Origin of the sequence: Pseudomonas sp. NCHU5216 (assembly GCF_052156495.1) — a bacterium.
Lineage (GTDB): Bacteria > Pseudomonadota > Gammaproteobacteria > Pseudomonadales > Pseudomonadaceae > Aquipseudomonas.
Map to the genome: position 1 here is coordinate 194,805 of NZ_JBQLIX010000006.1, position 23,836 is coordinate 218,640.

General features: G+C 65.1%; 16 protein-coding genes. 14 read left to right on the forward strand and 2 right to left on the reverse strand.

Annotated elements, in window-relative coordinates; all coding sequences use genetic code 11:
- Positions 1 to 35: 35 nt before the first annotated feature.
- The 12 genes from ACSVIK_RS07460 to ACSVIK_RS07515 all read left to right on the forward strand — a co-directional run bounded on the left by ACSVIK_RS07460 (position 36) and on the right by ACSVIK_RS07515 (position 17,454).
- Positions 36 to 2,135, forward strand: a complete 2,100-nt coding sequence (locus ACSVIK_RS07460) for a TonB-dependent receptor (RefSeq protein ID WP_442443715.1) — start codon at positions 36 to 38, stop codon at positions 2,133 to 2,135.
- Between the two features lie 58 nt (positions 2,136 to 2,193).
- Positions 2,194 to 3,000, forward strand: coding sequence for an ABC transporter ATP-binding protein (locus ACSVIK_RS07465; protein ID WP_442443731.1), 807 nt, complete (start codon positions 2,194 to 2,196; stop codon positions 2,998 to 3,000).
- On the forward strand, positions 3,000 to 4,028 hold the full coding sequence (locus tag ACSVIK_RS07470; RefSeq protein ID WP_442443716.1) for an ABC transporter substrate-binding protein: 1,029 nt from the start codon (positions 3,000 to 3,002) through the stop codon (positions 4,026 to 4,028). The genes ACSVIK_RS07465 and ACSVIK_RS07470 overlap by 1 nt, the downstream gene beginning before the upstream one ends.
- Positions 4,025 to 5,032, forward strand: coding sequence for a FecCD family ABC transporter permease (locus tag ACSVIK_RS07475; protein WP_442443717.1), 1,008 nt, complete (start codon positions 4,025 to 4,027; stop codon positions 5,030 to 5,032). Before ACSVIK_RS07470 ends, ACSVIK_RS07475 begins: the two co-directional genes overlap by 4 nt.
- A gap of 221 nt (positions 5,033 to 5,253) precedes the next feature.
- On the forward strand, positions 5,254 to 6,438 hold the full coding sequence (cfaB, locus tag ACSVIK_RS07480; RefSeq protein ID WP_442443718.1) for a C17 cyclopropane fatty acid synthase CfaB: 1,185 nt from the start codon (positions 5,254 to 5,256) through the stop codon (positions 6,436 to 6,438).
- 41 nt (positions 6,439 to 6,479) lie between these two features.
- A complete protein-coding gene (locus tag ACSVIK_RS07485) occupies positions 6,480 to 8,231 on the forward strand; it encodes a sensor histidine kinase (protein ID WP_442443719.1) in 1,752 nt (583 codons plus the stop codon).
- 188 nt (positions 8,232 to 8,419) lie between these two features.
- Positions 8,420 to 9,760 (forward strand): sigma-54-dependent transcriptional regulator, encoded by a 1,341-nt coding sequence (locus tag ACSVIK_RS07490; protein WP_442443720.1) that lies wholly within the window; start codon positions 8,420 to 8,422, stop codon positions 9,758 to 9,760.
- A gap of 481 nt (positions 9,761 to 10,241) precedes the next feature.
- Complete coding sequence (locus ACSVIK_RS07495; RefSeq protein WP_442443721.1) at positions 10,242 to 11,195, forward strand: TAXI family TRAP transporter solute-binding subunit; 954 nt, start codon at positions 10,242 to 10,244, stop codon at positions 11,193 to 11,195.
- 184 nt (positions 11,196 to 11,379) lie between these two features.
- Complete coding sequence (locus tag ACSVIK_RS07500) at positions 11,380 to 13,407, forward strand: TRAP transporter permease (protein ID WP_442443722.1); 2,028 nt, start codon at positions 11,380 to 11,382, stop codon at positions 13,405 to 13,407.
- On the forward strand, positions 13,404 to 13,811 hold the full coding sequence (locus ACSVIK_RS07505) for a DUF1850 domain-containing protein (protein ID WP_442443723.1): 408 nt from the start codon (positions 13,404 to 13,406) through the stop codon (positions 13,809 to 13,811). Before ACSVIK_RS07500 ends, ACSVIK_RS07505 begins: the two co-directional genes overlap by 4 nt.
- A gap of 291 nt (positions 13,812 to 14,102) precedes the next feature.
- Entirely contained in the window at positions 14,103 to 16,193 is a 2,091-nt protein-coding gene (locus tag ACSVIK_RS07510) for a TonB-dependent siderophore receptor (protein ID WP_442443724.1), read from the forward strand.
- 49 nt (positions 16,194 to 16,242) lie between these two features.
- Positions 16,243 to 17,454, forward strand: coding sequence for a PepSY-associated TM helix domain-containing protein (locus ACSVIK_RS07515; RefSeq protein ID WP_442443725.1), 1,212 nt, complete (start codon positions 16,243 to 16,245; stop codon positions 17,452 to 17,454).
- Positions 17,455 to 17,460: 6 nt separating this feature from the next.
- On the opposite strand, the gene cls is transcribed toward ACSVIK_RS07515, so the two are convergent.
- Positions 17,461 to 18,906: a cardiolipin synthase gene (gene cls, locus ACSVIK_RS07520; protein WP_442443726.1), complete on the reverse strand. Its 1,446-nt coding sequence runs from the start codon at positions 18,904 to 18,906 to the stop codon at positions 17,461 to 17,463.
- Between the two features lie 319 nt (positions 18,907 to 19,225).
- On the opposite strand from cls, the gene ACSVIK_RS07525 reads away from it, so the two are divergent.
- On the forward strand, positions 19,226 to 20,893 hold the full coding sequence (locus ACSVIK_RS07525) for a BCCT family transporter (protein ID WP_442443727.1): 1,668 nt from the start codon (positions 19,226 to 19,228) through the stop codon (positions 20,891 to 20,893).
- Between the two features lie 210 nt (positions 20,894 to 21,103).
- Here ACSVIK_RS07525 and ACSVIK_RS07530 read toward each other — a convergent pair whose 3' ends face one another.
- Positions 21,104 to 21,562, reverse strand: a complete 459-nt coding sequence (locus ACSVIK_RS07530; RefSeq protein WP_442443728.1) for a hypothetical protein — start codon at positions 21,560 to 21,562, stop codon at positions 21,104 to 21,106.
- 352 nt (positions 21,563 to 21,914) lie between these two features.
- Between ACSVIK_RS07530 and ACSVIK_RS07535 the strand changes: the two genes are divergently transcribed.
- Entirely contained in the window at positions 21,915 to 23,570 is a 1,656-nt protein-coding gene (locus ACSVIK_RS07535; RefSeq protein WP_442443729.1) for a BCCT family transporter, read from the forward strand.
- Positions 23,571 to 23,836 lie beyond the last annotated feature (266 nt).

Consider the following 23,836-nt stretch of genomic DNA (forward strand, 5'->3'; position numbering starts at 1 on the left):
CCCTCGATTCACCGCGTAACAACGGAAGCTCAGCCGTGCGAAACCCCGCTCTTCATTGCGCCTGGTCACTGGCCCTGCTGTTCAGCAGCCTGGCTCTGGCCGACAAGGCTGTCGACTTGCCCGAACTCGATGTCCAGGCCAAGGCCGCCGAAGAGGGCGAGAGCGATCTGCGCACGCCCACCAGCAGTGGTTCGCGCCTTGAGCTCTCGGCCCTGGAAACCCCGGCCAGCACCAGCAGCCTGAGCGGCGCCGAGGTGCGCGGGCGCAACAACCGCAGCGTGCAGGACGCGGTCACCCGCACCCCCGGCATCACCTTTATCGGCACGCCCGGCAACGGCGGCACGGCGCTGTCGGCGCGTGGCTTCACGGGCCATGCGGCGACCATGCAACTCTACGACGGCACCCGCCAGTACGTCGGTGCCGGCACCGTGACCTTCCCGGTGGACACCTGGTCGGTGGCGCGCATCGACGTGCTGCGCGGCCCGGCCTCGGTGCTCTACGGCGAGGGTGCCACCGGCGCGGTGATCAACGTGGTGCCGAAAAAGCCCTTCGCCGGCCCGGTGGAGAATCACCTGCGCCTGGGTTATGGCAGCGATGACCGCCGCCAGGCCGCGCTGGATAGTGGCGGCTCGCTGAGCGATGCGCTGAGCTATCGCTTCACCCTCAACCAGCAGGCCAGCAACGGCTGGGTCGATCGCGGCGATTCCGACAGCCTGGCGCTGAGCGCCGCGTTGCGCTGGGAGGCCAGCGAAGACCTGAGCTTCACCCTGTCCCATGACCAGGGCGAGCAGCACCCGGAGCGCTACCTCGGCACGCCGCTGGTCGACGGCAAGCTTCGCGAGCGCATCCGCGAGCGCAACTACAACGTGGCCAACGCCGATATTCACTACAACGACCAGATCACCCGCCTGGTAACCGACTGGCGCATCAACGACGCGCTGACGGCCAACAACCAGCTCTACTACATCAAGACTCGGCGCTACTGGCGCAACAGCGAAGCCTACCGCTGGCAGCCGGGCGATACGGTCGAACGCGGCGACTTCTGGCGCATCAAGCACAACCAGGAGCAGCTTGGCGACCGCCAGAGCTTCAGCCTCGATCACGCCCTGTTCGGCCTCGACAGCCGCACGGTGGTTGGTGTGGATTACAACCATATCCGCTTCGCCCGCCACCACGACTTCGGCAATACCTTCACTGACAGCGTGCCACTGGGTCAGTCCGGCGGCGGCAGCTATCAGAGCACCGACAGCTATCGTCCACGCGAGCTGAATCTGGCTCGGCAGTTCTCGCTGTTCGCCGAGAACCGCACGCAACTGAGCGAGCGCCTGTCGCTGGTCACCGGCGTGCGCCGCGATCAGGTGCACCTCGAGCGCAGCAACCTGGTCGACGACAGCCGTGTCGACCGCAGCCTCACGGGCGACAACTGGCGTGCCGGGCTGGTCTTCGCCCTGACTCCGGAGCTGTCGCTGTATGGCCAGTACGCCACCAGCACCGAGGGAGTGAGCAATCTGCTGACCTTGAATCCGAGTCAGCAGCAGTTCGATCTGAGTGAAGCCAAGCAGACCGAGATCGGCCTCAAGCAGCTTTTCTGGGGCGGGCAGGGCGAATGGACGCTGGCGGCCTATCACATCGTCAAGGAGAAGCTGCTCAGCCGTGAAACCCCGACTTCGCCTACCGAGCAGATCGGCCGGCAATCCTCCGACGGCCTGGAAGCCTCGTTGGAACTGGCGCTGGGGCGTGGCTGGCAGGTGTCGGCCACCGCGGCTTTCGTGCGTGCCGAGTACGACGATTTCGTCGAAGGCGCTGGCGACCGCAGCGGCAATCGCCCGGTCGACGTGCCCAAGCGCAGCGCCAATCTGTGGCTGAACAAGGATCTCGGCAGCGGCGTGGAGGCCGGCATCGGCGCGCGCTACGTCGATGCGCGCTATGTCGATACGGCCAATACCGAGAAGGTGCCGGGTTACACGGTGGTCGATGCCAATATCGCCTGGCAGGTGCTGAGCGACGTGCGTCTGGGCCTGGAGTTGAATAACCTGTTCGACCGCCAGTACGCCACCAGTGCCAGCAGTGATGGTGAGCAATGGTATCTGGGTGCGCCGCGTTCGCTGTTCGTCACCGCTGACTACCGCTTTTGAAGTGCGCGGGGGGAGAGGTTCCGTGTCAGTGATTAGCACCTCCGGCTGGTCTTTCAGCCTGTTCTCGACGCCGCCGAGCCAGCGCACGGCGGCACCCGAGCCGCGCTTGCGCATCCGAGACCTGGCCTGGTCGCCGGACGGCCGGCGCGCCTTGCTCGAGGCCATCGACCTGGAGATCGGCGATGGCGAGCTGCTCGGCCTGATCGGCCCCAACGGCAGCGGCAAGACCAGCCTGCTGCGCTGCGCCTATCGCTTCCAGCGGCCTTGCAGCGGCAGCGTCGAGCTGGGCGGCGAGGCGCTGTGGCAACGCCCGCCGCGCTGGAGCGCGCAGCGCGTGGCGGTGGTGTTGCAGGAGTTCCCGCAGGACTTCGGCCTGCGCGTGCACGAGGTGGCGGCCATGGGCCGCACGCCGCACAAGGGGCTGTTCGACGGCGATGATGGCGAGGATCGACGCTTGGTGGATGAGGCGCTGGCGCGTGTGGGTCTGAGTGAGCGCGCGCAGCAGGATTTCGCCCGCCTGTCCGGCGGCGAGAAGCAGCGCGCCTTGCTCGCCCGCGCCCTGGTGCAGCAACCGCAACTGCTGATTCTCGACGAGCCGACCAACCACCTCGACCCGCGCTACCAGATCGAACTGCTACGGCAGATCAAATCGCTGGGCCTGGCGACCTTGGCCAGCTTTCATGACCTCAATCTGGCGGCGGCCTTCTGCGACCGCCTGTGCGTGATCGACCAGGGCCGCCTGGTGGCCGTCGGCACGCCCGCCGAGGTGCTTACCGCCGAGCTGCTGCAGCAGGTGTTCGGTGTGCGCGCGTTGGTCGACACCCATCCGCTGGCGGGTTATCCGCGTATTACCTGGATCCTTTGATGAAGCGCTCACCCACGGCTGAACCTGTAGGAGCGAGCTCTGCTCGCGAACTGTGGGAAAAGACAAAAGCTTCGCGAGCAAAGCTCGCTCCTACACTGGTCGGTGCAATCCTGTTGCCGCTGATCAACCCCGCCTGGGCCGTCACCGTCACCAGTTGCGACCGCCAGGTGAGCATCGACCAGCCGCCGCAACGCGCGGTCAGCCATGACGTCAATATGACCGCCATGCTCCTGGCTCTGGGCCTGAAAGAGCGCATGGCCGGCTATACCGGCATCAGCGGCTGGAAGACCCTCGATGCGAGCATGCGCACGCAGCTCGATGGCCTGCCCGAACTGGCCGCGCGTTATCCCTCGCTGGAAAACCTGCTGGGCGCTGGCACCGACTTCGTCTTCGCCGGCTGGAACTACGGCATGCGCATCGGCGGTGAGGTGACGCCGGCCAGCCTGGCGCGCTTCGGTATCCCGGTGTACGAGCTGAGCGAGTCCTGCGCCCATGTCATGCCGGGGCGCGTTGCCAGCCTCGACGATGTCTACACCGACTTGCGCAACCTGGGACGCATCTTCGCCGTCGAGGATCGCGCCGAGGCGCTGGTGCAGGGCATGCAGGCGCGGGTGGCGGCGGTGCAGGCACGCCTGGGTGAGCAGCCGATGCGACCACGGGTGTTCGTCTACGACAGCGGTGAAGACCTGCCTTTCAGCGCCGGGCGCCAGGGCATGCCGCAGCCGCTGATCGAGGCGGCCGGTGGGCGCAACGTGATGGACGGCGTGGCCGGTAGCTGGATCAAGGTGGGCTGGGAGGCGGTGGTCGAGCAAGACCCTGAGGTCATTCTGATCGTCGACTACGGCGAGCGCACGGCGGCGCAGAAGCGCGACTTCCTGTTGCAACACCCGGCGCTGCAGGGCGTCACGGCGATTCGTGAGCAACGCTTCGTGGTGCTGCCGTATCTGGCGGTGACGCCAAGCCTGGATAACGCCGCCGCCATCGAGACGCTGGCCGCCGCGCTGCACCCGGAGGCTTTCGCCCGGTGAGTCGCTATCGCCTGCTGTTGCTCGGGCTGGCCACGCTACTGGCGCTGTCCTGCGCCTGGTCGCTGGCCTTCGGCGCGGCGCGGGTGGAGCTGGATCAGGTGCTGGCGATTCTCGGCCAGCACCTGTTCGGCATGGCGCCCGAGGTGCCGGTCAGCAGCGGCCAGGACAGCATCGTCTGGCAACTGCGCGCGCCACGGGTGCTGCTTGGTGCGCTGGTGGGCGCCGGGCTGGCGCTGGTGGGTACGGTGCTGCAGGCGGTGACGCGCAACCCGTTGGCCGACCCGCACCTGCTTGGCGTCAGCTCTGGCGCGGCCTTCGGCGCGGTGATCGTGGTGCTCTACCTGGGCGAGTTCGCCGGGTTGCTCAGCCTGCCGCTGGCGGCCTTCGTCGGCGCGCTGGCGAGCATGCTGCTGGTGCTGGCCATCGCCAGCCGGGGCGGACGCCTGGAGAGCGACCGCCTGCTGCTGGCCGGGGTGGCGGTGTCGTTCGTGATGATGGCGGCGAGCAATCTGCTGCTGTACCTGGGCAACCCGCATGCGGCCAGTTCGGTGCTGTTCTGGATGCTCGGCGGCCTCGGCCTGGCGCGCTGGGAACTGCTCTGGCTGCCGGCGCTGTGTCTGGCCCTGGCAATGGCCGTGCTGCTGGGCCTGGGCCGCGCGCTGAATGCGCTGATGGCCGGCGAGCAGAGCGCGGTGAGCCTGGGCCTGGAGCCCCGGCGGGTGCGCCTGCTGGTGTTCGTGGTGGCCTCCCTGCTCACCGGGGTGCTGGTGTCGCTGTCCGGCGCCATCGGCTTCGTCGGCCTGATGCTGCCGCACGTGGCGCGCTTTCTGGTGGGCGCCGAGCACCGCCGTGTGCTGCCGGTGGCAGCGCTGCTGGGGGCGCTGTTCCTGGTCTGGGTCGATGTCGCGGCGCGCACCTGGCTGGCGCCGCAGGATCTGCCCATCGGCATCGTCACCGCCGCCATCGGCGGGGTGTTCTTCGTCGCCTTGTTGCGTCGCCGCTAGCAGGCTGTTGAATAACTACCTGCGTTGGCAATACTGCGTTAAAAACGACCTCAAAATGCTCATTTACAATACGTAAACTGCGCTTTCTCGGTCGTTTTTGCCTTGTCTTGCCTGCCTCGCCTACATTTTTCAACGGCCTGCTAGTCGCCGGGATCGAACCAGGCCGGACTTATTCGGTCATCTGCTTGAGGTTCCATCACAGCTGATCAGGAGGGACGACCATGCTCGCGCAACTGCCCACCGCACTTCGGGATCTGCAACTGCCGCTGCGTCTGAAACTGTGGGACGGCAAGCAGATGGATCTGGGGCCGAAGCCCCGGGTGACGCTGGTGGTCAAGGATCCCAGCCTGGTCAGTCAACTGGCTCACCCCAGCCTGGATGCCCTGGGCGCTGCCTATGTCGAAGGCCGGGTGGAGCTGGAAGGTCCCATCGATGCGGCCATCGAGGTGGGCGATGCGCTGAGCAGCGCGCTGCTGGGTGACGACAGCGCGCCGGTGGAGCTGCACACGGCCCACGACAAGCACAGCGACGCCGAGGCCATCAGCTACCACTACGACCTGTCCAACGAGTTCTACCGGCTGTGGCTGGATCGCGACATGGTCTACTCCTGCGCCTATTTCGAGAGCGGCGAGGAAAGCCTCGACCAGGCCCAGCAGGCGAAGATGCGCCATCTGTGCCGCAAGCTGCGCCTGCAACCAGGGGAAAAGCTGCTCGACGTGGGTTGCGGCTGGGGCGGCCTGGCGCGCTTCGCCGCACGCGAGTTCGAGACCGAGGTGTACGGCATCACCCTGAGCCAGGCGCAGCTGGAGCTGGGCCTGCAGCGCGTGGCCGAGGAGGGCCTGAGCGAGCGGGTGACCCTGGAGCTGCTGGACTACCGTGACCTGCCGCAGGATGGCCGCTTCGACAAGGTGGTCAGCGTTGGCATGTTCGAGCACGTCGGTCACGCCAATCTGCCGCTGTATTGCCAGCGTCTGTTCGGCGCGGTCAAGGCTGGCGGGTTGGTGATGAACCACGGCATCACCGCGCGTTTCACCGATGGCCGCCCGGTCGGTCGTGGTGCGGGTGAGTTCATCGACCGCTACGTGTTCCCCCAGGGCGAGCTGCCGCATCTGGTGACCATCGCCCAGGCGATCAGTGAGGCGGGGCTGGAGGTCGTCGATGTCGAGAGTCTGCGCATGCACTATGCGCGCACCTTGAAGTTGTGGAGCCAGGGGCTGGAGCAGCAACTGGACAAGGCCGCGCAGTGGGTGCCGGCCAAGGCCCTGCGCATCTGGCGCCTGTACCTGGCCGGCTGCGCCTACGGCTTTCAGCATGGCTGGATGAACCTGCACCAGATCCTCGCGGTGAAGCCGCAAGAGGATGGCAGCCATGATCTGCCCTGGACCCGCGCTGACCTTTACGTCTGATGCAGTAACATGCGGCTCGTGCCCACCTCACGAGCCGCCCCATGCACCTGCTGCAACGCCACCGCTATCGTGTCCCGTTGATCGTTCTGGCGATCCTCGTCGGCCTGCTGCTGAGCGCCTGGCTGGGCGGGCGCTATGCCGAGCGGCACATCTGGGCCGAGCGCAGCGTCGAGGCGCGTGGCCAGTTGCAACTCTACGCCCAGTCGATTCGCACCCTGGTCGAACGCTTCAGCTCGGTGCCGGAGTTGCTGTCGCTGGACAGCGACATCAAGGCCTTGCTGCGCACGCCCCATGACCGGCAGTTGCTCCAGGCCCTGAACCTGCGCCTGGAGCGGCTCAATGCGGCGGCCGGCTCCACCGTGCTGTACCTGCTCGACAAGCACGGCGACACCCTGGTGGCCAGCAACTGGCGCGACTGGAGTAGCTTCGTCGGCAACAACTACGCCTTTCGCCCCTACTTCCAGGATGCCCTGCGCAACGAAGGCGCGCGCTACTTCGCGGTGGGGGTGACCACCGGCATTCCCGGCTATTTCCTCTCCCATGTGGTGCGTGACGACGATGGCAGCCTGCTCGGCGTCCTCGCGGTCAAGCTGGAGTTGGAGGAGTTGCAGCGCGAATGGGTCGGCCAGCCTGGCGTGCTGCTGGTTGCCGACAGCTACCAGGTGGTGATTCTGAGCAATAGTCCGGCCTGGCGCTTCCGTGCCCTGCAGCCGCTGAACGAGGCCGCGCGGGCCGAGCTGGTGGAGGTGCGCAAGTATGCCGAACAGTCGCTGCAACCGCTGCCCCGCCTGTTGCATCGGCGCATCGCCGAGGATGCCGAGTGGGCGCGGGTCGATGGCCCCGACGGTAACAAGGACTATCTCGTGCAGCGACTGGCACTGCCTGAGGAAGGCTGGACCCTGTACCTGCTCAGCGAGCCGTCCGGCCTGGCCGACAGCGTGCGCAGCTATCGCCTGGCTGCTGCCGGGGTGTGGACGACCCTGGCCTTCCTCCTGCTGTTCCTGGCCCAGCGGCGCAAGAACCTGCGTTTGCAGGCTGACATCCGCGAGCGCCTGGAACGCGAGGTGGAGCTGCGCACCTCTGAGCTGCGCGAAGCCCAGGAGGGCCTGGTGCATGCCGCCAGGATGGCCGCGCTGGGGCAGATGTCGGCAGCCCTGGCCCACGAGATCAACCAACCGCTGACCGCCTTGCAGATGCAGCTCGGCAGCCTGCGCCTGCTACTCGACAGCGGCAAGGCGGAGGCGGTGCGCGAGGGCCTGCAGCGCGTCGACGGCCTGCTGCAACGCATGGCCGCGCTGACCGGCCACCTCAAGACTTTTGCGCGCAAGAGCCCGGCCGGCTTGAGCGAGCGCCTGCGCCTGGTCGACGTGCTGGAGCAGGCGCTGCAATTGCTGGCGCCACGCATGCGCAGCGAGCAGGTGGAGCTGCGCCGCGAAGTGGATGCCGGGGCGCAGGTGCTGGGCGACGCCATTCGCCTCGAACAGGTGATCCTCAACCTGCTGCACAACGCCCTCGATGCCATGGCCGAATGCGCGTCGCGGCGGCTGCTGGTGCGCATCGTCCGCGACGGCGATGAGTGCGTGCTGAGCGTCGAGGACAGTGGCGGTGGCATCGCCGAAGAGGCGCTGGGGCACGTCTTCGAGCCCTTCTTCACCACCAAGCCGGTGGGGCAGGGGCTGGGGCTCGGGTTGGCGGTGTCCTATGGCATCGTGCGCGATCTCGGCGGCACGCTGGAAGCGCACAATGGCGAGCTGGGCGCCGTATTCACCCTGCGCCTGCCCGCCGCGCCGTAGGGTGCGCCGTGCGCACCACAACCATCGATGCGCCATGGGTTATGCCTCTGCGCTATGACATTACCGCTGCGCGCAGCGCACCCTACGGTCTGTCGCCGTTGCGCCGAGGGTGACGCTCGTCACACCCAGGGTTGCTCCCCTGGATTTCATCCGGGCTACACTGCCTGCCATTCTCGAGAGGAGGTGGCATGAGCGGTCAGGTCATAGTGGTCGACGACGAGGCGGCGATTCGCGAGGCCGTGCAGCAATGGCTGGAGCTGTCCGGTTTCACCGTGCGTGCCTGCGCCAGCGCGGCCGAGGCCCTGGCAGCGGTGGATCGGGATTACCCCGGCATCGTCGTCAGCGATGTGCGCATGCCCGGCAGCGATGGCCTGCAACTGCTCGACAAGCTCCTGCAGATCGACCACGACCTGCCGGTGATCCTCATTACCGGCCATGGCGACGTGCCCATGGCCGTGCAGGCGCTGCGCAACGGCGCCTATGACTTCATCGAGAAACCCTTCGCCCCCGAGCGCCTGCTCGACAGTGTGCGCCGGGCGTTGGACAAGCGCCGGCTGGTCTGCGAGAACCGCCTGCTGCGTCAGCAGGTGGCCGACAAGAGCCGTATCGAAAGCCAGTTGATCGGCATTTCCCGGCCCATGGAAAATCTGCGCCGGCAGATCCTCGAACTGGCCGGCACCTCGGTCAACGTGCTGATCCGCGGTGAAACCGGCAGTGGCAAGGAACGCGTGGCGCGCTGCCTGCACGACTTCAGCCCGCGTGCCGACAAGGCTTTCGCCGCGCTCAACTGCGCGGCTATTCCCGAGAGCATCTTCGAGAGCGAGCTGTTCGGCCACGAGAGCGGTGCCTTCACCGGCGCCCAGGCGCGGCGCATCGGCCGTATCGAACATGCCGACGGCGGCACCCTGTTCCTCGACGAGGTGGAGAGCATGCCGCTGGCGCAGCAGGTCAAGCTGCTGCGCGTGCTGCAGGAGAAGACCCTGGAGCGTCTGGGCTCGAACAAGAGCATCAAGGTGGATCTGCGGGTGATCAGCGCGGCCAAGCCGGATCTGCTCGATGAAGTGAAGGCCGGGCGTTTCCGCGAAGACCTGGTGTATCGCCTCAACGTCGCCACCCTGCACATTCCGCCGCTGCGCGAACGCCGTGAGGACATCCCGCTGCTGTTCGAGCACTTCGCCCAGGAAGCGGCGCATCGTCATGGCCGCGAGGCGCCGCCGCTGGCGCCCAGCGAACTGGCCTACCTGCTCGGCCACGACTGGCCGGGTAACGTGCGTGAGCTGATCAACGCCGCTGAGCGCCATGCTCTGGGCCTGTCCAGCCCCTCGCCGGACGAGCGTTTTGCCGGTCAGGCGCTGGCCGAGCAGATGGAAGCCTTCGAGGCGCGTTGCCTGCACAACGCCCTGTTGCAGTGCCAGGGCAACATCGCCGCCGTAATGGAGATGCTGCAACTGCCGCGCCGTACCCTCAACGAAAAGATGCAGCGCCATGGCCTGTCACGCAGCGACTATCTGCCTGCCGGCGAGGAGTAGCGGGCGCACCCCAGGGGCTGGTGACCCGTCGTAGCCCGGATGCAATCCGGGGCTGGTTTCGCACCGATTTCCCGGATTGCATCCGGGCTACTCGATAGGCGGATTTTTGCCGACTCTGTCACGAATGTAAGCGGTTTCCCGCTTAGTGACCCCTTGGTCTTTCGATAAAACCCCCTCTATCTCGGGCGTTTCAGGCCCTGGCACGGCATCTGCTATAGCCAAGTCAGCCGCGCTGCATCCTGCCGACGTGGCGACCATAAGAACGACAAGAGGTCAGCCCATGCACTGCCATGCCCTTCGCACCATGCCGCCTGTATTGCCGAGCATGGGCCGCCATCCGAGCGCCTTCGCTGCGGTACTTGTCCGACGCTACACCCTGCGCCGCTGATCGCGCGGTGCGACGCTGCCCGCCGCGTGTCGCGATGGGCATCGTCTAGAGTGAACCTCTGCATAAAGCCATAACAACGACGGAGATACTTCCATGCGACTGACCAAGAAACTCGGCCTTTTCGCCGCTGCTGCGGCCCTCACTGCCAGCACTGCCGTGCTCGCTGCCCCGACCTTCATCAACATACTCACCGGCGGTACCAGCGGTGTGTACTACCCCATCGGTGTTGCGCTGTCGCAGATCTACAGCACCGGCATCGAAGGCTCCAAGACCTCGGTACAGGCCACCAAGGCCTCGGTGGAGAACCTCAATCTGCTCCAGGCCGGCCGTGGTGAGCTGGCGCTGGCCCTCGGCGACTCGGTAGCCGATGCCTGGAACGGCGTGGAAGACGCCGGCTTCAAGACTCCACTGAAGAAGCTGCGCGCCATCGCCGGTACCTACCCGAACTACATCCAGATCGTCGCCAACGCCGATTCCGGCATCAAGACCCTGGCTGACCTCAAGGGCAAGCGCATCTCCGTGGGCGCGCCGAAGTCCGGTACCGAGCTCAACGCGCGCGCCATCTTCAAGGCCGCCGGCCTGAGCTACAAGGACATGGGCACCGTGGAGTTCCTGCCCTACGCCGAGTCGGTGGAGCTGATCAAGAACCGCCAACTGGACGCCACCCTGCAGTCTTCCGGTCTGGGCATGGCGGCCATCCGCGACCTGGCCTCGACCATGAAGATCAACTTCGTTTCGATTCCGGCTGACGTCACCGCCAAGATCGGCAACGCCGCCTACCAGCCGGCGACCATCCCGGCCGGCACCTATGACGGCCAGGACGCCGACGTACCCACCGTGGCCATCACCAACATCCTGGTGAGCCATGAAGGCGTGTCCGACGAGGTGGCTTACCAGATGACCAAGCTGATGTTCGACAACCTCGACCGCCTGGGCAACGCCCACTCCGCGGCCAAGGACATCAAGCTGGAAAACGCCGCCAAGAACCTGCCGATCCCGCTGCACCCGGGTGCCGAGCGTTACTACAAGGAAGTCGGCGCGCTCTGATGCTTGCTTGCCGGTAGAGCGACGAGCTGCCCCCTCTCTCCTTTGGGGAGAGGGGAGTAAAAGCTCCCCGCCTGCCGGCTCTTCAGCTCGGCGCAGAATCGCGAATAAAACCGGCGTTCACAGGCGGTGGGTTTTGTTGGCGACTCTGTCTCCGCATCCTATGTAGTCATGAGGTTTGCACTCCATGAGTGATCAGAACAACGACCTGGCCGCCAGCCCTTCGGACTGGCCCAAGGCACTCTTTGCCGTTGCGCTGCTGTTTTCCATCTTCCAGATCATCACGGCCGCCTTCCACCCGGTATCGACCCAGGTGCTGCGTGCGGTGCACGTGGGCTTTTTGCTGCTGCTGGTGTTCATCAGCTACCCGGCGCTCGGCAAGGGCCGTCCCTGGCAGCCGCTGGCCTGGCTGCTGGGCCTGGCCGGCATGGCCACGGCTTTCTACCAGTGGTATTTCGAGGCGGATCTGATCCAGCGCTCGGGTGACATGACCAGTACCGACATGATCATCGGCCTGACCCTGATCGTGCTGGTGTTCGAGGCCGCGCGGCGGGTCATGGGCATCGCCCTGCCGATCATCTGCGCGCTGTTCCTCGCCTATGGCCTGCTCGGCCAGTACCTGCCGGGCGACCTGATGCACCGGGGTTATGGCCTCGACCAGATCGTCAACCAGCTCTCCTTCGGCACCGAAGGCCTGTACGGCACGCCGACCTATGTGTCGGCCACCTACATCTTCCTGTTCATCCTGTTCGGCGCCTTCCTCGAGCAGGCCGGGATGATCAAGCTGTTCACCGATTTCGCCATGGGTCTGTTCGGCCACAAGCTGGGCGGCCCGGCCAAGGTGTCGGTGGTGTCCTCGGCGCTGATGGGCACCATTACCGGCTCCGGCGTGGCCAACGTGGTCACCACCGGCCAGTTCACCATCCCGCTGATGAAGCGCTTCGGTTATCGCCCGGCCTTCGCCGGTGGCGTCGAGGCCACTTCGTCGATGGGCAGCCAGATCATGCCGCCGATCATGGGCGCCGTGGCCTTCATCATGGCCGAGACCATCAACGTGCCGTTCTTCGAGGTGGCCAAGGCGGCGCTGGTTCCGGCGTTGCTGTACTTCGGCTCGGTGTTCTGGATGGTGCATCTGGAGGCGCTGCGCGCCAACCTGCGCGGCCTGCCCAAGGACGAATGCCCGAACCCGTGGAAGGCCGTGCGCGAGCGCTGGTTCCTGCTGATCCCGCTGGTCATTCTGGTCTACCTGCTGTTTTCCGGGCGCACGCCGCTGTTCTCTGGCACCGTCGGCCTGGCGCTGACCGCCATGGTCATCCTCGGCTCGGCGATCATCCTGCAGGTGTCGTCCAAGGCCATGCGCTTCGCCTTCTGGATCGCCCTTGGCGTGCTCTGCGCCGGCTTCTTCCAGCTCGGCATCGGCGTGGTGTTCGGCGTCATCGCGGCGCTGGTGGCGGTGTGCTGGTTCGTCAAGGGCGGCCGCGACACCCTGACCCTGTGCCTGCACGCACTGGTCGAAGGTGCACGGCATGCGGTGCCGGTGGGTATCGCCTGCGCCCTGGTCGGGGTGATCATCGGCGTGGTGTCGCTGACCGGGGTGGCGTCCACCTTCGCTGGTTACATCCTCGCCATCGGCCAGGACAACCTGTTCCTGTCGCTGGTGCTGACCATGCTCACCTGCCTGGTGCTGGGCATGGGCATCCCGACCATCCCCAACTACATCATCACCAGCTCCATCGCCGCACCGGCGCTGCTGGATCTGGGCGTGCCGCTGATCGTCTCGCACATGTTCGTCTTCTACTTCGGCATCATGGCCGACCTCACGCCGCCGGTGGCGCTGGCCTGCTTCGCCGCCGCGCCGATCGCCAAGGAGCGTGGGCTGAAGATCAGTCTGTGGGCGGTGCGTATCGCCGTGGCCGGTTTCGTCGTGCCGTTCATGGCGGTCTACTCGCCGGCACTGATGCTGCAGGGCGACAGCCTGCTGGCGACGCTCTACGTCATCTTCAAGGCGGTATTGGCCATCGGTCTGCTCGGCGCGATTTTCACCGGCTATCTGCAGGCCAAGCTGAGCTGGTGGGAGCGCGTGCTGGGCTTCGCCGCCGGTGCCAGCCTGATCCTGGCCACACCGTCGAGTGACGAGATCGGCTTCGCCCTCAGCGCGCTGTTCATCGGCCAGCATCTGTGGCGCGCGCGGCGTGCCCAGGTGGCGACGGCGTGATCGGCCTGTGCCTGGGGATGGCCGGCGTGGTGTGGGCGTCGCTGCCCACGCCCGCGTTCACCCTGGCCTGGAACCACAGCATCGAGAAGATTCGCTGGGAAGAGGATTACCGCGTCACCGCCGAGGGCCTGGTGCTCGGTGAGGCGCGGGTCAAAGGCTCGGGCGCCGGGATGGAGATTCCCGACGGCGCCGAACTGCGCAATGGCAGCTGGCATTACCGCCGCCAGCTACCGCCCTTGCAACCCCTGCGCGTTGGGCGCACGCCCGAAGCAGGGGATTACCAACTCTGTATCGACCAGCGTTGTCGCCCGATGAGCGACTGGCTCGGCCCGCCAAAAGCGAGCCAGCCGGCGTTGGAACTGTGGAGCTGTGAGCTGGGCTCCCCCGCACCTGAGGCGGGCTAGGTTCGCAACACGAACCAGGCTCCCGGCGCCACAAGCGTCGGAGAAAAAAGAAGAGAACCCCCATGCGGCGTGAGCCTATGGGGGTTTTGTTCGTCAGGGCATTGGGCGCGGACGGTGATATCTGATAATGGCTCCAATATGTGAATAATTCTTATTGACTGGCAAAGAGTCTGCTGTAAGAATTTTGTCGATAAATATTAGCATTCGCGATAAGGCCAATGCCTGCCAGTGAGGCACTTGCTGCACAAGGGACTGCCAGCGGCTATCGACAGCGCATCAGGAGAAGTCCCCTTGTTCAGCACCAAGACCCAACTGGCCGTGGCGATCGCGGCTGCCTGCCATTTTCCCCTCGCTCTGGCCGACGATCAGGCGCCTCTGGAATTGGACGCGCAGAGCGTCATCGGCAGCGCCGAGGCGAGCGCTTCGGAGAGTTACAAAGGCAAGCGCAGCAGCGCCGCGACCAAGCTCGATCTGACCCCGCGGCAGACGCCGCAGGCGGTTTCCACCCTCACCGAGGCGCAGTTGCGCGACTTCCAGCTCACCAGCGTCAATGAGGCACTCAAGGCCGTGCCCGGCGTGCAGGTGCAGGAAGTCGAGACCGACCGCACCTACTACACCGCGCGTGGCTTCGACATCACCAACTTCCAGTACGACGGCATCTCCGTGCCCTTCGTCTACGGCAACGTCGAGGGTGATCTGGACACCGCCATGTACGAGCGGGTGGAGGTGGTTCGCGGTGCCAACGGCCTGATTTCCGGCACCGGCAACCCCTCGGCGACGGTCAATTTCGTGCGCAAGCGGCCCACGGCGATCCCCCAGGCGCGCGTCGATCTCACCGCCGGTTCCTGGGACAAACGGCGCATCGACACCGATGTGGCCGGCGCGCTCAATGACGCCGGCACCGTGCGCGGGCGCCTGGTGTACGCCAACGAAAACAAGAACTCCTACCTCGACCGCTACTCGCGCGAGAAGAACGTATTCCATGGCGTGCTGGACTTCGATCTGGACGCCGACACCGTCTTCACCCTCGGCCATACCCTGCAGACCAGCGATGCCAATTCGCCGATGTGGGGGGCGTTGCCGCTGAACTACAGCGACGGCTCCAAGACCCATTACTCGCGCTCCACCAGCACCTCGGCCGATTGGGCCTACTGGGACGTCAAGGAAAACCGCAGCTTCGCCGAGCTGGCCCACAGCTTCGCCAACGAATGGCAAGCCAAGGCCGTGCTGACGCGGGTGGAGAAGAAGGGCGATGGCTCGCTGTTCTACATGGCGGGCACGCCGAACAGGGAGACCGGCCTGGGGCTGACCAGCTATCCGTCCGAGTACAAGGACGAAAACAAGCAGCTGATCGTCGATCTGCAGGCCAGCGGCCCATTCAGCCTGGCGGGTCGTGAGCATCAAGCCAGCCTGGGTGCCAGTTGGTCGCGTTCGGAGATGAACGATATCTCCTACTACGATTCCACTACCGGCAGCGCGCTGCCGCCCTTGGAGCAATGGCACGGCCATATCGGCAGACCCTTGAACGATCGCCCGACGCGGGGCAGTGATTTCACCGACCGCATGAAGAGCGTCTACGGCGCTGCGCGCTGGAGCCTGACCGATGACCTGAGCCTGATCACCGGCACCCGGGTAGTGGATGTCAGCAGCAGTGGCGAAAGCTACGGTGCGGCCAAATCCTTGAAGAACAGCGGCAAGGTGGTGCCCTATGCCGGCGTCGTCTACGACCTCAACGAGCAGTATTCCGTCTACGCCAGCTACACCGAGATCTTCAGCCCGCAGACCAAGACCGATATCAGCGGCTCGCGCCTGGCGCCGCTGGAAGGGGTGAACTACGAGGTCGGCATCAAGGGTGAACTGTTCGACGACCAGGTCAATGTGGCCCTGGCGGTGTTTCGCACCGAACAGGACAACTTCGCCAACCAGGCGGGAACCATCGGCGGTCGCGCCTACTACAACGCCGTCGAAGGGCTGACCAGCGAAGGTTACGAGCTGGAGTTCTCCGGCGAGCCGGTAGAGGGCTTGCAGCTCAGCGCCGGTTACACCTTCGTCGACATCACCAATGCCGACGGCTCACATGGCGTGACCTATTCGCCCAAGCACATGGTCAAGGCAGCGGCTACCTACCGTGTGCCAGGGCTGGAAAAGCTCAAGGTGGGTGGCGCCATGCGTTGGCAGAGCGATATCCGCAACGGTATCGCCGAGCAGGATGCCTATGGCCTGGTCGACCTGATGGCCAGCTACGACATCGACCGCAACTGGAGCGTTTCGGCCAACCTCAACAACGTGACCAACGAAAAGTACCTGACCAGCCTGTACTGGACTCAGGCCTATTACGGCGCGCCGCGTAATGTCAGCGCCACCCTGACCTGGAAGTACTGAGCGAACGGGTCGCTGGTGCAGCGGCCCGCTCGTTCGACGAGAGATTGTCATGCGCCCGATTCTGGTACTGCTGCACCGCTGGTGCGGCCTGTTCATCGCCCTGTTCCTGTTCACCGCCGGCCTGACCGGCGCCGTCATCTCCTGGGATCACGAACTGGACGAATGGCTCAACCCGCAGCTGTTCGATGCGCAAAGCGCAGAGCCAGCGCAGGATCCGCTGCAACTGGCCGATGCCCTTGAGGCGCGCGACCCACGGCTGCAGGTGAGTTTCATGCCGCTGGCGCTGGAGCCTGGTCATGCGCTGAATCTGTTCATCGATCCACGCATCGATCCGGCCACCGGCAAGGCCTATGAGCTGGGCTTCAACCAGCTCGGCATCGACCCGGTCAGCGGCGATGTTCAGGGCCAGCGCGAATGGGGCGCCATTTCCCTGAGCCGGGAAAACCTGCTGCCGTTTCTCTACAAACTGCACTACAGCCTGCATATTCCGGATGGCTTCGGCATCGAGCTGGGCATGCTGGTTTTCGGTATCGTCGCCATCGTCTGGTGCCTGGACTGCTTCGTGGCGCTGTGGCTGTCGTTTCCCAATCTGCGCAGTTGGCGCAAGTCCTTGGCCTTTCGCTGGCGCCAAGGCGGCTACAAGCTCAACTTCGACCTGCACCGCTCCGGTGGCGTGTGGATCTGGTTGCTGCTGCTGATCCTGGCGGTGACCTCGGTGTCGATGAACCTCGAACGCCAGGTGGTGCGCCCGTTGGTGGAGCTGTTCTCGCCGCTGACGCCGAGCCCCTTCGCCAGCCGCACACCGGTCACCCTGGACGAGCAGATCGTGGCGCAGATCGACCGTCGCGAGGCCATCGCGATTGCCGCAGCCGAGGCCAAACGCCTGGGCTGGCAGGCGCCGCCCGGCGGGCTGTTCCATTCGGCCGAGTTCGGCGTCTATGGCGTCGGCTTCTACGCGCCGGGCGAGGATCACGGCGATGCCGGCCTGGGCAACCCGTGGATCTACGTCGACAGCCGCAGCGGCGAGCTGGCCGGCGCCCATGTGCCGGGCACGGGCAGCGCCGGGGATATCTTCCTGCAGGCGCAATTCCCGCTGCACTCGGGGCGCATCATCGGTCTGCCGGGGCGCATCCTGGTGTCGCTGCTGGGCCTGGCGGTGGCCGGCCTGTCGCTGACCGGGCTGGTGATCTGGGCGAAGAAGCGCCGTTCGCGCGTGCTTACCGAGCAGCGCAGCCGGACGGCAGCCCAGGCCACCATCTGAAGGCGTTCAGAGAATCGGCGAGATCAGCCGGGCCACGCGCATGCCCAGTTGCTGCAGGCGGTGCAGGTTGCGGCGATCCGCGTTGACCAGTTCCCGCGAGCGGCTGAAGTCCTCCTCCAGCATGGCGGCGACCTGGGCGTTGAAGTCTGTGCCGAAGGTCAGCAGGTTGGCCTCGAAGTTGAGGCGGAAGGAGCGGTTGTCCAGGTTGGCGCTGCCCAGCAGGCAGGCATCCTGGTCGATCAGCATGGCCTTCTGATGGAGGAAGCCCGGCTGGTAGCGGAAGATCCTCACCCCGGCACGTAACGCCTCGAAGGCGTACAGGCTGGAGGCGGCGTAGACCACATGGTGGTCGGGGCGCGACGGCAGCAGCAGGCGCACGTCCACGCCGCGCATCACCGCCAGGCGCAGGGCGGCGAACAGGGCCTCGTCGGGAACGAAATAGGGGCTGCTCAGCCACACCCGTTCGCGCGCGGCATGAATCGCTTCGACGAACAGCAGCGAGCAGGTTTCCTGGCGATCCGCCGGGCCGCTGGCGATCACCTGGCAGAGCAGGCCGGGCTCGTCCTGCTTGCTCGGCATCAGCAGCGGTGGCAGCTTCTGGCAGGCCCAGTACCAGTCTTCGGCAAAGGCTTCCTGCAGGCTCGCCACCACCGGCCCGCGCACTTCCACATGGGTATCGCGCCAGGGCGCCAGGGGCGGTTTCTGCCCGAGGTATTCGATGCCGACGTTGAGCCCGCCGAGAAAACCGATCTCGCCGTCGACCACGACGATCTTGCGGTGGTTGCGGAAATTCAGCTGGAAGCGGTTGAACAGCCCGGCACGGGTGGGGAAGGCATGCACCTCGACACCGCCGCGGCGCAGGTGGTCGATATAGGCACGCGGCAGCGAGTGGCTGCCGACGCCGTCGTACAGCACGAATACCTGCACGCCCGCCGCGGTCCGCTCCAGCAGCACGTCGCGCAGGCGCTGGCCGAGGGCGTCATCGCGGATGATGAAGAACTGCAGCAGGATCACCTGCTGCGCGCTGGCCAGGGCCTGGAAGATCGCCTCGAAGGTGGCTTCGCCATCGATCAGCAACTGCACCTGGTTGCCGGTCAGGCCGGGTAGGTGCGACAGACGTGGCAAGGCGCGCAGACGTTCGTAGGCCGGGGACAGGTGCGCGGCCTTGGCCTCCTCGACCCAGGGGCGCCAATCCTGTTTGGTCATGGCCAGGCGCATCTGCTCGTCGGCCCGGCGCCGCGCCTTGACGTAGGCGTCGAAGCGGCTGCGGCCGAACACCAGGTAGGGCAGCAGCGTCAGGTAGGGCATGAAGAACAGCGACAGGCCCCAGGCCAGAGCGCCCTGGGCGGTGCGCACGGTGAGCACGGCATGGATCGCCGCAAGCACGCCCAGGGAGTGAATGACGGCGATCAGGTAGGCGAACAGGTGGGGAATGCCGAAATCCGCGGGCATGCAGGCTCTTCCTTTGCACGGGTCATGGATAACAGACTACGGCGCTCGTGGCGCGTTCGCTGCTCATCCTGCCACGGTGTTTCACGACGTGGCAGCCAGAGGCAAATGGCCAGCCTCTGGGGAATTATTCGGCGTTTTCATGTGTCTGTGGGTCTGAGTGAACGGAATTCATGTGTTACCTTTCCGGTACGGCTCGCTTGGCTGGTCTCCGAAGACTCGGGTTCTTTGGGGCATCTGGGTGGGGCGTCACAATAAGAGGAGGGCATCCGTCCTGTTCACGCTCGTCTAGCGAGTCAACGCATCAAGGAGCACGCCAACCATGGGAAACGTCCCTTCGCATGAAACGACCCCGCCACCCGCAGCGGAAACCCACGAGGGCATCCCGGCACCGACCGGCGACGCCAATCTGATCGATACCGATTACGTCATCGGTCAGGACAATATCAAAGGGCAATTCGTCTTCGCCCTCGACATCCACGGCAAGGTCTTCACCATCTCCGCGCTGGTCGCGGTGATCTTCGTCATCCTCGCCCTGGCCCTGCAGAATCAGGTGGAACCGCTGTTCAGTGGTGTGCGCGACTGGCTCACCCACCATATGGCCTGGTTCTTCATCGGCGCCGCCAACATCTTCGTCCTGCTCAGCCTGGGGCTGATCGTCTCGCCGCTGGGCAAGGTGCGCATCGGTGGCAAGGAGGCCACCCCCGATTACACCTACATGGGCTGGTTCTCCATGCTGTTCGCCGCAGGCATGGGTATCGGTCTGATGTTCTATGGCGTTTCCGAACCCATGTCGCACTACAGCTCGGCGATGGGCGGGATCACCGTCGGCGCCGATGGTGTGCGCACCGACTGGGCACCACTCGATGGCGCTCAAGGCAACGCCGAGGAAGCCGTGCGCCTGGGCATGGCCGCGACCATCTTCCACTGGGGCCTGCACCCCTGGGCGATCTACGCCATCGTCGCCCTGGCGCTGGCGCTGTTCTCCTTCAACAAGGGCCTGCCGCTGTCGATCCGTTCGATCTTCTACCCGATTCTCGGTGAGCGCGTCTGGGGCTGGCCGGGGCATATCGTCGACATTCTCGCGGTGTTCGCCACCCTGTTCGGTCTGGTCACCTCGCTGGGCCTCGGTGCCGAGCAGGCGGCTGCCGGGGTGGAGTACCTGTTCGGCATTCCGGCCACGGACACCACCAAGGTGCTGCTGATCATCGCCATCACCATGATCGCCCTGGCCTCGGTAGTCGCCGGCCTGGACAAGGGGGTCAAACGTCTGTCGGAAATCAACATGGGCCTGGCCATGGCCCTGTTGCTGTTCGTCATCATCGCCGGGCCGACCCTGGTGATCTTCACCGACTTCTTCAAGAACCTCGGCGCCTACCTGCAGTACCTGCCGGCACTGGCCAACCCGGTGGGGCGTGAGGACGTCAACTTCAGCCAGGGCTGGACCGCCTTCTACTGGGCCTGGTGGATCAGCTGGTCGCCGTTCGTCGGCATGTTCATCGCGCGGGTCAGCCGTGGCCGTACCGTGCGTGAATTCCTCACCGCCGTGCTGCTGGTGCCGTCGCTGGTGTCGGTGCTGTGGATGACCGCCTTCGGCGGTACCGCCATCCACCAACTGCTGGTGGACGGCTTCACCGGTGCGCAGGAAGCCGGCCTGGAGCTGAAACTGTTCAGCATGCTCGGCGAGATGCCGCTGACCAGCATTACCTCGTTCATCGGTATCGTGCTGGTGGTGGTGTTCTTCATCACCTCGTCGGACTCCGGCTCGCTGGTGATCGACACCATCACCGCCGGCGGCAAGGTCAATGCGCCGGTGCCGCAGCGTGTGTTCTGGGCCAGTATCGAGGGCGTCATCGCCATCGCCCTGCTGCTCGGCGGTGGCCTGGTGGCATTGCAGGCCATGGCCGTGTCGACCGGCCTGCCGTTCACCATCGTCCTGCTGGTGGGCTGCATTTCCATCGTCAAGGGGCTGATGAGCGAACCGCGCTGAGGCATTCGCGGGTACGGCATCGAGCAAGAGCGCGCCTGCGGGCGCGCTCTTGCGTGAGGGAGGTTTCAACAGGCACGGAGCCGGCTGGAGCGCTGTCCATCATGGGCGTGGGGGCGCATCCAGGCTGATGCCGACAGGCGCTGAAGAGGTTTTATCCATCCTCTGCGCGCCGGTTACCCGAGCCACGTGCTGCGACCGTCACGTCAGCCTTCAGGCGATACCAAACTGGATTTCGATGCGGTTATCCGGGGACTGCGGGCTGGCCCAGTCGTGATAGATCTCCCTGCTCTCGCCTGTGACCTGCAACTTGGCCGCGATAATGTCACGGATAAGTGGCTGGTAACCCTCTATGAACAGCTGATCCAGATTGCCGCTATATTCGGCATAGGCGCAGGGAAAGCTGTCCAGCGTTCTGACGGTAAACCTGTCGCCCGCATAGGCTTCGGCATTGCTGATCGGCAAACAGAATTCGGCGGTATATCGCTGCTGGCCATTTTCGGGGAGGTTGTACGAGATGAATACCCAGGGCCCAGCGACCTGTAACCCGTACTGCCTGACTTCTTCCATCATTTGTGCGCCGTACTGTTCGGCGTAAATGCCGACCTGCGGGATGGTCAACTCTTGTCTCGCAGACAGCACCGTCATGGGCGCGGCGTTCTTCCTTCGCATATGAGCTCCTCAGGGTTCCATCAGGCGGTGGTGAGCTGATGGCTGCTGGGCATTGTGGGAATACAAGGCCCGCCTGACGAAGGACTTTAGCAGGGAAGTGGCCGTCTGACGGCTGGGGGGACGAATGCATGGGTAAACGACGTGCCACCTGAGCGCTTCAGCCGGTTCAAGGCGGTGGTTAGTGGTCTCTCGGCAGGTTCTTCAACGACCAAACCCCGTCTTGGTCGCTAATGGATAGCCCCACGCCGCTTGCGCCGCTCTTGCCTGTTTTTCCTTCTGTTAGCGTCAGGCACCGCGTGCGGCATCGCGCCGCTCGTGGCGTCCAACGCGCCATAACAAGAAGGAGCAGCCCATGAGCCAAGCCCCTGAGCCTAAAGGGCCCAGTTCAGCCAGCAATGACGGTATCCCCGCCCCGAGCGGAGCCGTCAATCTGATAGACACCGATTATGTAGTCGGCCAGGACAACATCCGTGGCCGTTATCTGGTCAACCTCGATATCCATGGTGTGGTATTTCTGGTATCGGCAATTACCGCAGTGATTTTCGTCACCTTGGCCTTGGCCATGCACGATCAGGTTGAACCCCTGTTCAAGTCCGTGCGTGACTGGCTGACCGTACACCTTTCCTGGTTCTTCATCGGTTCGGCCAATATCTTCGTGCTGTTGTGCCTGGGTCTGATCGTTTCGCCGTTGGGCAAGGTTCGTCTTGGCGGCACCCTGGCCCGCCCTGACTACTCCTACTTCTCCTGGTTCGCCATGTTGTTCGCGGCGGGCATGGGCATCGGCCTGATGTTCTACGGCGTCGCCGAGCCGATGTCGCATTACGGCACCGCCCTGGGCGGCACCACCGTGGATGCCAATGGCGTGCGCACCGACTGGGCACCGCTGGGCGGGGCTGCCGGCAACTCCGCCGAGGCGGCGCGTCTGAGCATGGCCACCACCATCTTCCACTGGGGTCTGCACCCCTGGGCGATCTACGCCATCGTCGCCCTGGCGCTGGGCCTGTTCGCCTTCAACAAGGGCCTGCCACTGTCGTTCCGCTCGATCTTCTTCCCGATCCTGGGTGAGCGCGTTTGGGGCTGGCCGGGCCATATCATCGACATCCTGGCGGTGTTCGCCACCCTGTTCGGTCTGGTGACCTCCCTGGGGCTGGGTGCCGAGCAGGCCACCGCCGGTCTGCATGCGCTGTTCGGCCTGCCGGCCGACACCACCACCAAGGTGCTGCTGATCACCGTGATTACCCTGATCGCGCTGTGCTCGGTGCTGACCGGCGTGGACAAGGGCGTGAAGATCCTCTCCGAAATCAACATGGGCCTGGCCTTCGCGCTGCTGGCGTTCGTGCTGCTGGCCGGCCCCACTGCGCTGCTGCTTACGGGTGTGCTGGATAACCTGGGCGCCTACCTGCAGTACCTGCCGGCCCTGTCCAACCCGGTTGGCCGTGAAGACGCCAACTTCAGCCAGGGCTGGACGGCCTTCTACTGGGCCTGGTGGATCAGCTGGTCGCCGTTCGTGGGCATGTTCATCGCGCGCGTCAGCCGTGGCCGTACCGTACGTGAATTCCTCACCGCCGTGCTGCTGGTGCCGTCCCTGGTGTCGGTGATCTGGATGAGCACCTTCGGTGGCACTGCGCTGCACCAGGCAATCGGTGGGCTGACCGAGCTGAGCCAGGCTGCGCTGGAGCTGAAGATGTTCGTCATGCTCGATCAATTGCCGATCAGCGCCATCAGCTCCTTCGCCGCCATCGTGCTGGTAGTGCTGTTCTTCATCACCTCGTCGGACTCCGGTTCGCTGGTGATCGACACCATCACCGCCGGCGGCAAGATCAACTCGCCGGTATCGCAGAAGGTGTTCTGGGTGATCATCGAAGGCGCGCTGGCCGTGGCCCTGTTGCTCGGCGGTGGCCTGGTGGCCCTGCAGGCCATGGCGGTTTCCACGGGTTTGCCGTTCACCATCGTGCTGTTGGTGGGTTGCGTGGCGATCATCAAAGGGCTGATGAGCGAACCGCGCTAAGCGGAGCGCCTTGCCGCCACCCGGCGGCCTTGGCTCGATACGACGCCTCTATCGCAGGATAGGGGCGTTGTCGTTTATGGGCGTTGAGCGGGGATGAACGTCACTGCTTGAGGCTGGAGTCGCGGTGTAGGACGTTGGATCGATTGAGACTGGATTGGCAAGTTTGTGTCATGGCTTGCTGATTGTTCGGGTGTCTGTTCCGGATTGCCGCGTTTTTGCTGATGTTTCTGGTTTCGCCCTCCCGGGCGAGTCACTTTTGCGGGCAA